Below are 613 nucleotides of genomic sequence, written 5' to 3'. Positions count from 1 at the left end.
CTCGGGCATGGGCGACCTCGTTTAGCTTCTCCGAAGCGTTCTTGGCGGAACACCAATTTTATCAATTGGTTAAACGAGATTCGCCCTTTTTTATGAATAATTCGGGCTAACATAGGCCACATGAAGGCGACATCGACCACAGATTCTAGGAGACGGGCATCTGAGAATAATACCCTCGGTTCGCTCATTTTTTATAGGGTACTGATTTTTCAAACAAAAAACTTTAACTTATGGTGTAAAAAGCGTTTTTTGAAAATATAAAGCCTTGAATATAAATGCTTTTTCAAAAATGAGCGAACCGAGAGCCGTACGCACGGTTTGATGAGGGAGGGCTGGTATTCTGTCGCTACGATTCGGCTAGTACCTCGCACCTTAAGTTGACTGGACAATTTCATGCCATCAGCGGCTTGCCGATATAGGTCCAGCGAAACGGCTTGGCGAGGGTCTGGTTGAAGAAATCGATGAACTCAAGGAGGCGTTGCTTGAGTTCATCAGTGGAGGCGAAGCGCGCGCGCTTGAGCAACCGACGGGTGAGAATACCGAACCAGATCTCGACCTGATTGAGCCAGGAACAGTGCTTGGGAGTATAAACAAAGCGGATGCGATGGGCGGG

The 613-nt window shown here is 47.5% G+C and carries 1 protein-coding gene; it reads right to left on the bottom strand.

The window, feature by feature from the left end:
* Nucleotides 1–391: 391 nt before the first annotated feature.
* Nucleotides 392–613 (bottom strand): transposase (locus GJ668_RS19940; RefSeq protein WP_186342827.1); only part of this gene is annotated, 222 nt, incomplete at its 5' end.

It is taken from the genome of Allochromatium palmeri, assembly GCF_009720725.1.
Classification (GTDB): domain Bacteria; phylum Pseudomonadota; class Gammaproteobacteria; order Chromatiales; family Chromatiaceae; genus Thermochromatium; species Thermochromatium palmeri.
Note: the sequence above shows the minus strand (reverse complement) of the source record. Positions and strands in the feature narration are given on the sequence as shown.